14 protein-coding genes are annotated in these 14,534 nt (G+C 35.8%); 4 read left to right on the top strand and 10 right to left on the bottom strand.

Going from position 1 to position 14,534, the window contains the following annotated elements:
* Nucleotides 1-4 precede the first annotated feature (4 nt).
* The 4 genes from M2372_RS24025 to M2372_RS24010 all read right to left on the bottom strand — a co-directional run bounded on the left by M2372_RS24025 (nucleotide 5) and on the right by M2372_RS24010 (nucleotide 3,610).
* Nucleotides 5-586, bottom strand: a complete 582-nt coding sequence (locus M2372_RS24025) for a nucleosidase (protein ID WP_123321613.1) — start codon at nucleotides 584-586, stop codon at nucleotides 5-7.
* A gap of 149 nt (nucleotides 587-735) precedes the next feature.
* Entirely contained in the window at nucleotides 736-1,437 is a 702-nt protein-coding gene (locus M2372_RS24020) for a DsbA family oxidoreductase (protein ID WP_123321612.1), read from the bottom strand.
* A gap of 61 nt (nucleotides 1,438-1,498) precedes the next feature.
* A complete protein-coding gene (locus M2372_RS24015; RefSeq protein WP_123321611.1) occupies nucleotides 1,499-2,671 on the bottom strand; it encodes an MFS transporter in 1,173 nt (390 codons plus the stop codon).
* A gap of 18 nt (nucleotides 2,672-2,689) precedes the next feature.
* Entirely contained in the window at nucleotides 2,690-3,610 is a 921-nt protein-coding gene (locus M2372_RS24010; protein WP_123321610.1) for an alpha/beta hydrolase, read from the bottom strand.
* Nucleotides 3,611-3,757: 147 nt separating this feature from the next.
* On the opposite strand from M2372_RS24010, the gene M2372_RS24005 reads away from it, so the two are divergent.
* Entirely contained in the window at nucleotides 3,758-4,135 is a 378-nt protein-coding gene (locus tag M2372_RS24005) for a helix-turn-helix domain-containing protein (RefSeq protein WP_115971476.1), read from the top strand.
* 107 nt (nucleotides 4,136-4,242) lie between these two features.
* Here M2372_RS24005 and M2372_RS24000 read toward each other — a convergent pair whose 3' ends face one another.
* Nucleotides 4,243-5,274 carry a low specificity L-threonine aldolase gene (locus tag M2372_RS24000; protein ID WP_123321609.1) on the bottom strand — a complete coding sequence of 344 codons (1,032 nt, stop codon included), beginning with the start codon at nucleotides 5,272-5,274 and terminating at the stop codon, nucleotides 4,243-4,245.
* A gap of 85 nt (nucleotides 5,275-5,359) precedes the next feature.
* Here M2372_RS24000 and M2372_RS23995 point away from each other — a divergent pair, with 85 nt between their 5' ends.
* Both M2372_RS23995 and blaIND read left to right on the top strand, forming a co-directional pair.
* Nucleotides 5,360-6,013: a metal-dependent transcriptional regulator gene (locus tag M2372_RS23995; protein WP_123321608.1), complete on the top strand. Its 654-nt coding sequence runs from the start codon at nucleotides 5,360-5,362 to the stop codon at nucleotides 6,011-6,013.
* A gap of 398 nt (nucleotides 6,014-6,411) precedes the next feature.
* Entirely contained in the window at nucleotides 6,412-7,131 is a 720-nt protein-coding gene (gene blaIND / locus M2372_RS23990) for an IND family subclass B1 metallo-beta-lactamase (protein ID WP_123321607.1), read from the top strand.
* A 51-nt stretch (nucleotides 7,132-7,182) separates the two neighbouring features.
* On the opposite strand, the gene M2372_RS23985 is transcribed toward blaIND, so the two are convergent.
* The 5 genes from M2372_RS23985 to M2372_RS23965 all read right to left on the bottom strand — a co-directional run bounded on the left by M2372_RS23985 (nucleotide 7,183) and on the right by M2372_RS23965 (nucleotide 13,045).
* A complete protein-coding gene (locus M2372_RS23985) occupies nucleotides 7,183-8,865 on the bottom strand; it encodes a S41 family peptidase (RefSeq protein ID WP_123321606.1) in 1,683 nt (560 codons plus the stop codon).
* Between the two features lie 32 nt (nucleotides 8,866-8,897).
* On the bottom strand, nucleotides 8,898-9,614 hold the full coding sequence (locus M2372_RS23980; protein WP_123321605.1) for an outer membrane beta-barrel protein: 717 nt from the start codon (nucleotides 9,612-9,614) through the stop codon (nucleotides 8,898-8,900).
* Nucleotides 9,615-10,005: 391 nt separating this feature from the next.
* A complete protein-coding gene (locus M2372_RS23975; protein WP_123321604.1) occupies nucleotides 10,006-11,145 on the bottom strand; it encodes a hypothetical protein in 1,140 nt (379 codons plus the stop codon).
* 25 nt (nucleotides 11,146-11,170) lie between these two features.
* Nucleotides 11,171-12,073, bottom strand: a complete 903-nt coding sequence (locus M2372_RS23970; protein WP_115971469.1) for a TssN family type VI secretion system protein — start codon at nucleotides 12,071-12,073, stop codon at nucleotides 11,171-11,173.
* A gap of 54 nt (nucleotides 12,074-12,127) precedes the next feature.
* Nucleotides 12,128-13,045, bottom strand: coding sequence for a type VI secretion system baseplate subunit TssG (locus M2372_RS23965; protein ID WP_228438717.1), 918 nt, complete (start codon nucleotides 13,043-13,045; stop codon nucleotides 12,128-12,130).
* 464 nt (nucleotides 13,046-13,509) lie between these two features.
* On the opposite strand from M2372_RS23965, the gene M2372_RS23960 reads away from it, so the two are divergent.
* Complete coding sequence (locus M2372_RS23960; RefSeq protein WP_123321603.1) at nucleotides 13,510-14,301, top strand: S1/P1 nuclease; 792 nt, start codon at nucleotides 13,510-13,512, stop codon at nucleotides 14,299-14,301.
* The last annotated feature ends 233 nt before the right edge of the window (nucleotides 14,302-14,534 follow it).

Here is a 14,534-nt window from a genome sequence, read left to right as displayed (position 1 = left end):
GATTTTATGAAAATAATATTTTTTTAAATGCTTCAGAAGCCAAATGAACCTGTACGCTCCAGTCATCAGCAGCATCACTGCCCGCATCATCAGAAATGTATTTTAAGCATAGAAACGGAATATTCTCTTTTTGTGCGATTAATGCTAAAGGATAGGCCTCCATATCTACAATATTATAATCAGTTTCAGAATGATTCATCTCAAAACTGTCACCACTACCACAGATTCCTTCCTTCAAACTATCCATCTTCAGGCCGTACTCTAACACAGGCGGAACTCCTGATAATGGAGTTTCATACATTTTAAATCCAAGACCTCTTACATCCATATCCCTCTGGATAAATTTTGTACAGCAAACCACCTCCCCTTTATGAAATCCTTTGCTTCCGGCAGAACCCAGATTTACAATTAATTTAGGCTTTCTGGTTTGAATTTCTTTGGTAAGCTCTATAGCTGCATTTACCTTTCCTATTCCAGTTATTAATTTATTTTTCCCGTCAAATACTGTTCCTGCTTCAGAATCCAGTGCAAAAACAAAAAGTGTGTCTGCGATGGGATAATGAATTTCATTATTAATTTTTATCATTAAAGAATATAGATTTATACTGTTTTACAAAGATACGAGAGTTTTACCGGATTTTAGAAATGTTGGTTATTTTAATACTTATTCTGATGTTTTTGAAATAGTATGATTAAAATAAAACCCCAAGCTAATAACCTGGGGTTTTTAAAATATTAAATGCTACATCCATCAGCATCACAGGAAGCTCCGCTGTCTCCGGAGAGATCTTTGAAAGGACTTACTGTTTCTTTATAAGTCTGTTGCAATGCATTTTCAAACACTTCTACAGGTTGTGCTCCTGAAACTGCATATTTTCCGTTCAGAACAAAGAAAGGAACTCCTGAAACGCCATTGTTTCTTGCTTCCATAATATCCTGATTTACCTCGTAATCCAATTGATCGGTAGTAACTGCTTCTCTGGCTTCTTCTTTATCAATCCCTAAGTTTTCAGCAAGCGAAATCAGAACTTCCGGATCACCTACATTTTTAGCTTCAGTAAAATGAGCGATAAACAATGCTTCTTCCATTTCATTGGATTTGTTGTACTTCTTAGCTAAATGAAGAAGCCTGTGTGCGCTGAAAGTATTGATGATTAAAGTCTTTCCAAAATCAAAATTGATCCCTGCTCCTTTTCCCATTTGAGCCACCTGAGCCAGCATCTGTGTAGCCTGAGCTTCAGCAACTCCTTTTTTCTCTCTGAAATACTGGATGGTATCCTGAGTTTTATGAGCATCTAAGGTTGGATCTAGCTGAAAGCTTTTCCACTCTACTTCTACTTCATCTTTAAATGGCAATTTTTCCAGTGCCTGTTCAAAATTATTTTTCCCGATATAGCAAAACGGACACATAACATCCGACCAGATTTCTATTTTCATTGTATTTAATTTAAATTTGATAGATCAAAGATACGGAATTATTTTAATGTAACAAAAATTGTTACATTTGTTTTACAGACCCTGAAAAAAACTTTTCCCTTTTTTCAAATATATTTCTCATTATCATCATAAGGAATGCAAGAATTCCGAAAACAAAGCCTATCCATGGTGTATATTCTACTCCCTGAGTGATAATAATCCAACCTCCAATAGTAGTTCCCAAAGTAACCCCCAGATTACCGAATGAAGTAGCCAGGCTGTTCGCAAATTCCAATGAGTCAGGCGCTGCAGAGATCATATAGGTAGAAGCATTCAGGAAGCTTGGTGAATAAAGAAATCCCCAGATTCCTATAACAATGACCGTAGCTAATGCATTCTCATCGGAAACAGAAAGTAATATGGGAATCAATACCGTTCCGGAAAGAAAGAATGCTAATGTAGCAGTTACATTTTTATTAAGCATTTTACCGGCTACTCTATTCGCTATAATTCCAACAGCTCCAAATAAAAAAAGCATATAACTTACCATTGCAGTATCCATTCCTTTCGCTTTACCCAGATAATCTGCAAAATAGCTATAAGTGGAAAACCAGGCTGTAATCATAAAGAAATTGGTAAGAGTACTCAGGATAAACGGTGGCTGTTTCAATATACTGACTTGGCTTCCAAATGATTTTTTCTCACTCACAGGCATAGGTGGCAGAAAAAAATGAATGATAAGCAAAGCGATCAAGCTTATTGCAGCCTGGATCATAAACGAATACTCCCACGAATAAAGTCCGGAAACCCATGTTGCAAAAGGAACAGTAGTAACCATTGCAATGGCTACCCCACTGAAAACAATACTCATCAGCTCATTCTTATTGGTGCTGTCACTTCCGGATACTGCTACAGACAATGCTGTTGCAATATAGACCGGCTGTAAAAATGCAGGAAAAATTCTTACTATCAGCAGCAGCCAGAAAGGTGGTGAAAAGGAAGAGACAATCCCTGTGAACAGGAACATAAGGATAGCAGCAGTCATTATTTTTTTCCGGTCAATACCCGAAGTAAACAAAGTCATAAAAGGACCTGTAAGAGCAATGACCAGAGCAAAAGCACTTAAAAGATAACCTGCCTCATCTATGCTGATTTTATAATACTCTGCAACCTGCGGAAGAATTCCAATGATTCCAAATTCTGTAGTAATAACTGCAATAAACCCTAAGGATCCAATATAAGCATACTTTTTCATGGTTCTTTATTGAAAGGTTTATCCCAAATATTGTCGAGCAAAGTCCGCCATTTCACCAATGGCTGATTGTGTTTCATCCAAAACCTCTCCCATATGCATAAATCCATGAACCATATCTTTATAAAAAATTGATTTAACAGACATTCCGGCATTCTCCATATTCATCGTAAGATGTTTTGCATCGTCTGCCAAAGGATCATGTTCAGCGATGATAATAAGAGTTGGAGGTGTATTTTTAAAGTCTTTAATTAAAATAGGAACAGCAAACGGGTTATGGGCTTCCTCTTTGGGAAGATACCAGTTCCAGGCATCTATTCCTCCCTGTTTATTCAGTACCGGTCCGTTTTCATAGGTTTCCCAGGTTTTGGTATTAAGTTGATTATCCACTGCCGGATAGATCAGTACCTGAAACTTAAAAAGTTCTCCTATTTGGGTAGAAATAGCTGTGGATAAGCCTCCGCCGGCACTGTCCCCTATGATTCCTATTTGATCCCGATCAATTCCTAATGATTCTGCATTTTCTATAACCCATTGTACAGCGTCAAGGCAATCATTCAGGCCTGCAGGAAACGGATGTTCCGGAGCAAGACGATAATCGATGAAAATCACAACAGATTCTGTTTTATTAGCTAGTTTACGCACAACTGCATCATGTGTTTCATAGCCACCGGCAATAAACCATCCACCATGTATATAAATTATTGCAGAGGATTTTTGAACGGCTTTCCCTTTAGGACGATATATTCTAACCGGAATCTGATGATCAGCCATCGGAATATCAAGCTCTTCAATCATAGCCACAGCTTCTTTTTTCCCGCTGAGCTGCAGAGTCATTGCTTCAAGATATTTTCGGGTATCGTCTAATGGGTTTTGAGGATTAAAAGACTGTATTTTTTCCAAATGATTTAAAATCTGATTGATTTTAGGTGTCAACTGCATTTTGTTGTAATTTTAAATTAATATTATTTTGCAGTGAACATTAGCGCTATTGTTATTTATCTGCTTTTATATGGGCAAAATTAGTTTTCATATCTTACATTTGCACTATACGGATATCATTGTATGGTACTAACAAATTTGTAAGTAATGGGAAAGATAAAAGAAAGTTCAACGAATAATATCAACAAGCAATATATTCAGGAATGTGATTTGAGTTATGCCGTATGTAAGATTGGCGGAAGATGGAAACTATTTATTCTGAGTAAATTAAAAGATGAAAAGCTGCGTTTCAGCGAACTTAAAAGGTCTATTTCAGGAATTACAGAGAGAATGCTTACCCTCCAGTTAAGGGAACTTGAAAAAGAAGGTCTGGTAAAAAGAACAGTATATGCAGAAGTCCCGCCAAGAGTAGATTATGAACTTACAGAAATTGCCAGAGAACTGATTCCTATATGGGATGCCTTAAATGAATGGGGTGGAAAACACCGGAAGTTTGTTGAGGAACAGGAAGAATGTATTGAATAATAGTAGGTATGATAAAGACTATGTGCCTATCATAAAAATCATTTTTTTTATCATACAGGCACATAGAATATTGTAATGAGATCAGTTTTATGTATAAAGTAATAAAACTATAGCTCTTCTTTAATAATTTCAATGAAACGGTTAACAGCCTCGTCTCCTGTATTCCAGGAAGTAATCAGACGAATAGCAGAAAACTCTTCATCTATTTTTTTCCACACAAAGAATTCAAAGTTCTCTGATAAAACCTGAATAAGGCCGTTGCTTAGAATCGGGAAAATCTGATTGGTATAGGTATCGGAAAGGAATTGTACTCCTTTTTCCTGCAATGCATTTTTTATTTTCATAGCCTGTTGGTTGGCGTGTTTGGCCAGATCAAAATACAGGTCATCCTTCATCAGTTCCAGAAACTGAATGCCTAATAATCTGCCTTTTGCCAGCAATGCTCCTTTCTGTTTAATATTGAATGCAAAATCCTCCTGAAGTGCCGGATTATTAATAACAATCGCCTCTCCAATTAAAGCCCCGTTTTTAGTTCCTCCCAAATAGAAAATATCCGTCAGTTCCGCTACTTTTTCCAGGGTAAGATCACTGATTTCAGAAGTTAGCCCATGTCCCAGCCTGGCTCCATCCATGAACAGATAAAGGTGGTTTTGCTTACAGAATTCTGAAAGTTCTTTCAATTCATTAGCCTGATAAATGGTTCCCAGCTCTGTAGAATTGGAAATATAAATCAACTTTGGCATTACCTGATGCGGTATATTCCTATGATTTTCCAACACCGGAATAATATCTGATGGTCTTAATTTTCCATCTTCGGTTTCAATACTTAATATTTTGTGTCCTGTTGCTTCAATCGCTCCCGTTTCATTGTTCAGAATATGTCCTGTAGACGCTGAAATGGCACATTGATAAGGTCTTAAAACAGAGGAAATCACAATTAGATTTGCCTGTGTTCCTCCGGAAACAAGGTAAACATCAGAATTATCTTTTCCTATTCTTTTCTTAATCAATTCCTTAGCTTTTAAGGAGTATTCATCTTCGCCATATCCGGCTTGCTGTTCAAGATTATATTGCAGAAGTGCATGTAGAATATTCGGGTGACATCCCTCAGAATAATCGTTTTTAAATGAAAATTTCATAGAGTAAAATTAAAAAAAGTTAAAATAACAAGAGTAATCTTTTAAGAATATTTTGTTAGATTTGTAGTGAAAATCATCTAACATTTTGAAAACAACCCTAACAGAAGAAAATTACCTGAAAGCTTTGTTTCATTTAGTTGACAATGAAGGAAAGGTGACGATTAACGAACTCAGCAAATTTTTGAATGTAAAAATGCCGAGTGTTAACAATATGATGAAAAAATTTGCCGAAAAGAAATGGGTCATTTATGAGACCTACAAACCTCTGATCGTTACAGAAAACGGAAAGCGTGAAGCTGCTCTGGTGGTACGCAAACACCGGCTTACCGAAATGTTCCTGGTTAAAAAAATGAATTTCGGCTGGGAAAATGTCCATGAAATTGCAGAGCAGCTGGAACACGTGCATTCCAAGATCTTTTTTGATAAAATGGATGAAATTCTGGATCATCCTAAATTCGATCCACATGGAGAACCTATTCCTGATAAAGATGGGAACATTATTGCTCAGGACCTTCAGAAATTAAGCCATTGTCAAGAAGGAGAAACTGTTGTTTTTGCTTCTGTTACTCTTTCAGATGATGCTTTTTTAAGCTATTTAAATGATCGGAAACTTCTCCTGAATACCAAGGTGAAAGTTATTAAAATTGAAAATTTTGATAAATCGATGACCATTGAGATTGGTGATAAGAAAGAAATCCTCAGTAAGAAGGCCACTGAAAAAATATTGGTAAAAAAATAATCTACTATAAACTGCTTCAAAAATGAAGCAGTTTATTTTTATGCCTCGAATACATTAAAACTGAGATAAATAAGAATTGGATTAGCAAATAAGCCTTAAAATTTGTGTATTAGTGCCCATTATAAAACCATATTTTAGTCGGACCTAATTTATTGTAGATAAAATTTTCGTACCTTAACAATACACAACTTGCTCATAACTAAGGTTTTATTATTTCACAATAATAGCTCCAAAAATACAAATCATTGGGTATTCTCCTCTTCCGCAACTGTTAAAAAACGGTTAAACTTCTTTTCATAAAAAACTTAGAGAATTAATTTTACTAGGTTTGCAAAATATTCCATTGAGATCCATCTTTCTCATAAGTACCAAAATTTTAACTATCACCTTAAAGATTTATGAAAAAAAGCATTCAGTTTTTTATTGTTTCGATGCTGTTGAGCCCTTTTGCAAGTGCCCAGGTAAAAGATTTTGTAATCGAACCGCCAATTAAAAACAACTTATATATTTACAAGACTTTCGGCGTATTCGGAGGTAAAGAATATTCTGCCAACTCAGTATATCTTACCACTAAAAAAGGGGTGGTCTTATTTGATGTTCCATGGGAAAAAGTACAATACCAAAGCCTGATGGATACCATCAAAAAACGTCATAACTTACCTGTTGTTGCCGTATTTGCCACGCATTCTCATGATGACCGTGCAGGAGATCTTAGTTTTTTCAACAACAAAGGGATTAAAACATATGCTACTACCAAGACCAATGAATTCCTGAAAAAAGATGGAAAAGCAACCTCCACTGAGATTATCAAAACCGGAAAGCCTTACAAAATAGGTGGTGAAGAGTTTGTAGTAGATTTTCTTGGAGAAGGACATACTGCCGACAATGTAGTGGTATGGTTTCCAAAATATAAAGTTCTGGACGGTGGCTGCCTTGTAAAGAGTACTTCCGCCACTGATTTAGGAAATATCAAAGAAGCCAATGTAGAACAATGGCCTAAGACTATGAATAAACTGAAAACAAAATATTCAAAAGCTACACTGATTATTCCGGGGCATGATGAATGGAAAGGCGGCGGACATGTAGAGCATACTTTGGAGCTTCTGAACAAAAAATAAAATCATCTCAATCTAAAAGACCCGGCTTCTGCCGGGTCTTTTTAGGTCATATTATTTTGTCAAAAGATATTTAATAGCTTCTTCCATTACCCTGTCTACAAATGTTTTAGGGCTGCTTGTCATTTGTGCAACTTCAGCATTCGAAGGAGGGGTTACATAGATATCCGGTTTCACACCAATCCCCTCAATGACTTCATTATTGAGGGTTTTAGTCGCCATCAATGGCATATAAAACTCCAGAATACCATCGGCAACCTTATCCCGGGTACCTCCATTAAAATCATCTGATCCTCCCAGACCTGCAGTAGCTCCCGAGCTGTAATCTCCTATTGAGATAGCATGAGATCCCTGGCTTTTGAGCATCAATGTAGACATTTCCGACATACTCGCACTTCCTTTATCCGTTAAAACAGCAACCGGAATATTCCCGGGAATTCCAAACATATGAGACTGTGTCTGTACCGGAACCCACGGAGTATAATTAAATTGTCCGTTTCCTTCTTTTGTTCTCTGATAAAATGCAACAGTGCTTTTAGTAATAAACCTGTCTGTGAAAAAACGGGCATCAACAATATTACCACCACCGTTACCTCTTAAATCAATAATCACTTTCTTAATATCTCCTTTGTGCAAAGGATTCAGAAACTTTTTATAAAAAGGGGCATTTGTTACTATTTTGTTTGCTGCACTCTGAAACTGGCTCAAATTATACCCAAATTTTACATGATTATCCATCTGTTGGATAAACCATTGGATATATGGAAGAGTTTCACTGTTTGACACTGATGAATAAGTAGCTGTACTGTTATATTTTACAAGGTTATTAGACTTCGTGAGTAACTGTTGGGTCAAATCTAAAAACGAATCTGATAAAACTTCTGTACTTTTAAACGCTCCAATCTGGCTATTGAAAGATTTCATTTCAGTTGAATTCGGAAATGAATTCCACTGGTTTAATATATTCAGAGTGAAATTTTTAACTTCATTTCTCTTGTTAACATCACTAATGGCATTGAGCTGTGTACTGTTTTCAATAGCTGCAGGGGTAAGAACAAGCGAATTTCCCGGACCTGGGCTTAAATATTTATCAGCAAGATCAATTTTAAGAGACCTTGCCAGTAAAAAACTACTATATGAAAAATAGTAAATGTCAGGATTAGACTTTAGGCTTCCCATAAGATATGTCATACTTCCACCATCTGAATAGTTATAAGTCCGAGACTCTACATCATCCAGTCTATCTTTCATATATCCGTACTTTGCACCAAACGGATAAATATTAGCTCTAGCTTCTTTCATCCCACCATAAAATGTATACGTATTGTTTATACCGGAATTTGAAAAAGGCACATTTATCTTAACATAAAAATGTCTGTCTATAATTGGATTTACGATTTCGGTAAAATATATACTTGCTTTTTCAGCATCCGCTTGCAATTCAGCATCGCTTACTCCAATTCTATTATAGGATTTTAAAGCAGCAAATTTCGGATAATATTCTTTATAGATGGCATTCCAATCCATCCCATCTTTTCCTTTCTGTTCGTAAAAATAATTATACCGCTGATCCATTACCGTCCAGAATACTTTAAAAAGATCGGCATAGGATTTTATATCATTGCTTGTATATCTTGTTGGTTCCGTGACAGAGGAATCATTATCCTGCATACAGGAATTGAATGTCGCAGATGCTGAAAGCAGTACGAACCCTAAATAAATAATATTTTTTTTCATTTTATAGATTTTAATTGATAGGAAAAACTTTGTTATTTGAACTTATAGGCAACACCTAAAGAAATCATATATGACCGAATGGTTGATTTACGGTCTTTATCATCATTCGCCATATTGATATCCGAAAGCCCATACTGGTAATTATAGGATGCATATACATCAAACTTCTTAAGAGAATACCCTAACTGAGCTTGACCTACCAATCCATATCCCCATCTGTTAAGCTGATTTTCATTCTTTTTGAAATCATATTTATCCGATACCTGTGTATAATTGAAAGTTCCGTTTTCCTGTAATTCATTAAATACCGGATATCTACCCTCTCTTCCCATACGAAGCCAGTAGTCTGTATACATTCCACCCGCAATTTTGATCCACACACCAGTAGTTTCATGTGGATTGTTCAAGATATAGCCCCCTACCATTAAAGGAAGGGTTAAAAAATTGTTATTATATTCTGTATACCATCCTTCCCGGTTTCCCGTTCTCTCAAACTTATAATTCTTTTGCTGGAAGGAAGCTCCGGTAGAAACAAAGAGTGATTTCCAGACCATATATTCCCCGGACAAATTGACCCCGAAACCATACCGCCCCGTGTATCTTGAATCAACAAGATTTGAAAGATCTGAATTTAAAGCACCATACGTATACCCTGCATCCAGACTTACCTTGATTTTATTTTGCCCCATCACTACTGTTCCGGCAGAAAAAAGACAAAGGCAAAAGATTTTAGACAATTTTTTTTTCATAGATATTTTTTTGAGTTTATTTCATTTATAGTAACCTTAGTGTATCAATCATTAATGATTCAGTAAACAAACATCATAATAATTTATAGATTCCTGCAAAACTATATCATAAATCAAAAAAGCTGTTAAAAACAGCATACTACATACGTACTTTATTAATACAACTAATTAATAATCAAGAAATTACACACTACCCGCCATAATATTCACCTTAGGTATATAGGACCTAAAAAGAATATGGTGTAGGGTCTATGTAGGGTAAATAATATAATATTTAGAAAATTAAAATGCAGGAAGTAAATATCCGTGATAATTTTACGATGATGCAGAGTCAATAAAAAAATCCCGAATGAACAATCATTCGGGATTTTATATTTAAAAGCTGATGCTATTAGTCTAATACACTCCAGCCTCTCTTCGGGTTGGTATTGGTAGAAACCTCCTGTTCATTAACAATGATGTTTTCTTTTCTCTGACCGATGTAATCCAGTTCGCTCAGTTTAGAGAAAATTGTCTCCAGACTTCTTAACATCTGTTGGATGTAAAGTAAAGGCTCTCCGCAATTATGGTGATCGTAATTTGTTTCAGCGACGATAGACAATTGATTCAATAAAGTATGAGGCGCAATCTCACTCCATTCTAAACTATAGTTCAGCATTTCTTCCAATTCTGCAGGAACAAGTAGCTGTGTTGAGTTGTACAGGTGAAGCGCCAGCTTTGCAAAAGATTCAATTAAAAATACCGGCGGTTGGTAAGGCGTAATATTTCTGAATTGGAAATACATATCTCCAAAGGTAGTCACCATCGTATTACAAACGAACTTCACATTTTGAGCTAAAGCTGTATTCTGGTTCTTATGAGAAGCTTTCTGAATAATTTTAAAAGCATACTGCTGCAGGTTTCCAATAGATTTCGCAAAGCTGCTGTAATAATCTACTAATGCCGGATGACTCTGAACAGAAGTACAGGGCGGAATAAAATTAGAATCTACCTGTGCAATATTGGCTTTTAAATCTACCTTTCCGATAATCAGATAATTTCCTCCTGAGTAGCTACTGTTCAATGAAGTTACAGGAAGAAGTTCAATATGGTGATTCGGTTGTGCACTTGGGTGACGTGGTGGAATTTCTTCCGGATCAATATCGCCGAAAGGAACTTTATCAAACGGATTTACAGAGATCAAAATATAATATTCTCCATCAGCCTGCTCTTCACTCATTGATTTTGCCAGAGATTTTACACTGATTCTTCTGTCGCTTAATTCAATACGGTACCCTGCCATGGTAACAGCACTGCATCTTTTGATAACCAGCTGCACATCGTTAGTGGCAGTATTGTGAACATCAAAAATAGTACGGTCTGTATACTCAGTAGAAATAGGCAAAAGCCCATAGTTATATGTAGTAATCCCAAGCGAATTGGAATCTCTGATGGTATCAATTAAGAAATTATCCTGATCATTAAGGTGTCTTTGGGAAACTTTCATTCCATCCACCCAGTTGATTGCAAAATGTTTAATAGGCTGTATCATGTTTAATACTTTTTAATTTTTTGTGTTATGATTTTCTTGCGACTCCCTCCTCTTCATGCTGAATGACTCTTTTACAAATCACCACTTCATTTTCAGAAATGCTGTTTGCAGTAATGTCCTGGTCGAAATCTATATATTTTCTAAAGCTGAAAAACGATTTTTTAGTATAAAAGATCCAGTAATAAGGTTCTTTTACCTCATCTGAAAGGTGAATGATAGATCCAGGGTTCTTGTGGTTATAATCATCCACTACTCTGTAAAACCAGTCTCCAAAAGTGATTCCTGTCGGAAGAGTTTTCGCCTTAATTCTGAATCGGTTTGAATCTTCAAGATTTTTACTTAATTCTACATTCAAAACCATCAGACGGTCAAAATCTGCCCCTTCAAAATCAGGAAGCTTTTGATCCGGAGAATATCTCCATGTTTTATAAATATCAAAAGGAATACTGATAAACTGAATATAGCAATAGTAAAATACCATAGGAACTACAAAGATCAGCATACTTGTAGCTGCCATCACTGCATATCCGGTTCCTTTACTCATCCAGTTGAATAACAGGGTAAATAAATATCCACCCAAAGCAATACAAGTCAATGAAAGAATAGATTCAAACAGGATGCTCATCGCCAGAGAATCAATATGCTTTTTGAAATATTTATGCAGTAAGTTAACGTGGATAATCCCAAAAACAAGATAAACAACCTGTGCAATGAGATACCAGTACGGATTAAAAAGATTTCCGGCAAATCCGAAAAAACCAGGCAGTGCCAGGCATAAACTGCACAGAAGAACGTATACAATAATTACTTTAATTTTGATCGCAGGTTTGTTTCTCCTGATAATTCCCAGGATAAACATCATGATAATTGCGATTAAAGGCATTAGAATATACCTTAAAAAAATACCTTTTACTGAAGAAATTTCCATTTGTTTCTTTTCGAATTTATACTTTGTTGGTAGTTGTAAATATAATAAAATAATTTAGAGGAAGGTAGAGTATCCAAGGCGGCTGGCATTTCTTTCATCATCCTCCAGACTGAACGAGTATTCCAGCTTTTCTGTCACAAAATTCTCTTCAATATCCACTGTTATAGGAAGAAAATAATCATACAGGGTCTGAAGAACTTTTCTGAACGGGCTTCCCGGGATATACTTTTTCATATCTTCATAAGGAATCGGGCCGATATTCACTACCCAGTTCCGTTGTCCATCCATATGTCTGCCACTCGGAATATAGGTTACCCCCAATCTTGAATTTCCCAAAAGCATTGAATCATCATTTTTCTCTATTCCATCAATAACATTGGGAGAAAAGGTTACTTTAACAGAAACCTGTAAAAAAGCGGTCAGGCATCTTTCAAACCATCTCTTATCCCCACGGATCTGATGAAAGAAAGGAAGAATGTGTATAAATATATAAGCACTCTGCTTATCCAGCATATCAACCAGCGGCCAAAGTTCACTTACCGTTTCCAGTAATGCATCTGTATTGCTTGTAATATCAAATTCAGACTCTTTAAGAAGGGCACTAATCTCCGTAAAAAAGACTTCCAGCTCAAAAGGGCGGAAAAATTTACGGGCATCATCTTCTATTCTTTTCTGCTTTCTGATCTCTCTTACTACCGTATCTACATTTTTTCTGGAAGCTCCGAGAGAAGGTGGGTGAAATAACCCTTCAGGAAGGTAATCGTAAATGCCCTCCCTATAACTTTCTATCGTGAATACTTCTTCATCAAAACCTAAATAACTGCTCGAAATGCTTTTAATATCCTTAAGATAAGCACGATCGTTCACCCCAACTCTTTCAATAAAAATATTGCTTACCGTCCGGTGATATTTCAAAAGATTGACAGCTACAGCCTCTGCTTTAAAGTCTGTCTGCAGCTTATTGTAATTCATGTCTACAATATTATTCTCATGCATAGTGTTTCCTGTGATTATGACTTGTAAAGATAATATATCTCGTAAGTTTGAAAAAATATTTTACCAATAATTTTATTTTAAAAATACTAATTTATTGACATTAAAAGGAATAATTTTAAGTAAATTCCGTAAAAATACGGTAATCAGGGATTTTTTATAAAGTTTAAGATTCCAGGTTCAGAGTTCAGAATCAGGGGCTTATGGTTTAAAGTTCAGGATCAGAAGTTTAAATGGTATATTCCTGTTCTTTATTATATCTATTAAATATCTTATATCCTTCCTCTCACATTCCCCCCAAAATTCGTCTTCAAACCTAGTACAATTCCTTATTTTATTCAGATTAAATTTTATTAATATCATCCATTGGAATAAATTCGGGATAATTTGTGGTCATTCGGAAAGGGGGCCGTATCTTTGCAGACTGAAAATTGTTATTTAAAATGAAAAGTATTTATTCTAAAATTCTGATTTTAGCATTCATTTCCTCTTCACTTTATTCTTATGCGTGGGGATTAACGGGGCACAGAGTAATTGCAGATATTGCAGAGAATCACCTTTCCAGAAAGGCAAAAAGGGAAATCAAAAAAATAATGGGCAAGGAACGTCTTGCGTATTGGGCAAACTGGCCGGACTTTATCAAGTCTGATACTACAGGAGTTTGGAAGCAGGCTTCATCATGGCATTATGTAAATATTGATCCGCAAACTGATTTGAAAGCTTTTGACCAAAACCTAAAAATGCAGGCAGGACCAAGTCTTTACACACAGGTAAATACCCTATCCAGCCAGATTAAGGACGAAAAAACCTCAGCAAAAGACAGAAAAATTGCTTTGATCTTCCTTATTCATATTATGGGTGACCTTGCTCAGCCCCTACACGTAGGAAGAGCTGATGATTTGGGAGGAAACAAAATCAATGTTACGTATTTCGGGGATAAAACCAATTTACACTCTGTTTGGGATGGGAAATTAGTGGATTCTCAAAAATACAGCTACACAGAATATTCTAAACTTCTGGATATTAAATCTAAGGAAGAAGTAGCACAGATTCAATCCGGAACTTTGGAAGACTGGTTGTATGATTCTCACAAAATCGCCAACAAGATCTATGCACAGACTCCTGACGGATCAAAATTATCTTATGACTACCAATACAAGTTCAATGATACTCTTGAAAGACAGTTATTGTACGGAGGATTGAGATTGGCTAAACTATTGAATGAACTCTTCTAATTGGAAATAAAATTCTAATAGATATAGATAAAAACGGGACTTGGGTTCCGTTTTTTTTGTTTAAAGTTTAATATTGTGTGTTCTATGGATGTTGTACTATTTTAAACCACCCCGTCAAAAATTCTTTGAACTTTGACACCCCTCCAGAGGCTCATCTTGTAGTGGTTTTGAAATAAGATTAAATTTGTACTGTGAAAGATTTTGAAAATATCAAGGGCCTACGTCCTCAGAAA

The sequence above is a fragment of the Chryseobacterium sp. BIGb0232 genome (assembly GCF_024810195.1).
GTDB classification, from domain to species: domain Bacteria; phylum Bacteroidota; class Bacteroidia; order Flavobacteriales; family Weeksellaceae; genus Chryseobacterium; species Chryseobacterium pennae.
This window is presented reverse-complemented; position numbering and strand designations above follow the sequence as displayed.